This window comes from Treponema sp. R80B11-R83G3, from assembly GCF_054786115.1.
Genome location: NZ_BDHF01000435.1, coordinates 1 through 548, shown reverse-complemented (window position 1 = coordinate 548; position 548 = coordinate 1). Strand labels below are relative to the sequence as shown.

General features: G+C 48.0%; 1 protein-coding gene. It reads right to left on the bottom strand.

Going from position 1 to position 548, the window contains the following annotated elements; genetic code table 11:
• Positions 1-548, bottom strand: a 548-nt coding sequence (locus tag ACYVRH_RS14325; protein WP_461257547.1) for an aminoacyl--tRNA ligase-related protein, incomplete at both ends; no start/stop codon positions are given.

Genomic DNA, 548 nt, shown 5'->3' with positions numbered 1-548 from the left:
CCTTATAATATCAAACCCGCAGTAAGGAACCAAAGCTCGTGGAAGACGTACCGAGCCGTCAGCTTGTTGAAAATTTTCCAGAACGGCGATAATTGCGCGGGAAATGGCGATTGCAGTCCCGTTCAACATATGGACATATTTATTTTTACCGTCGTCGTCCTTAAAACGGATGTTAAGACGACGCGCCTGATAATCGGTGCAGTTTGAAGTGGATGTCACTTCGCCCCATTCGCCGTTATTTCTGCCCGGCATCCACGCTTCCAAATCCCATTTTCGGTAGGCGGGAGCGCCTAAGTCACCTGTGCAGGTATCCACTACGCGGAATGGTATGTTAAGACCTTTAAAAATTTCTTCTTCTATAGAGCGCAGTTCTTCATGAAAGCGGCCTGATTCTTCGGGCAGACAGTAAACGAACATTTCAAGTTTTGTAAATTGATGAACGCGGTAGAGTCCTTTGGAAAATTGGCCAGCCGCACCCGCTTCACGGCGGAAACAGTGGGAAAGACCCGCCATCCGCAGGGGAAGTTTGTCTTTTGGAAGAATCATGT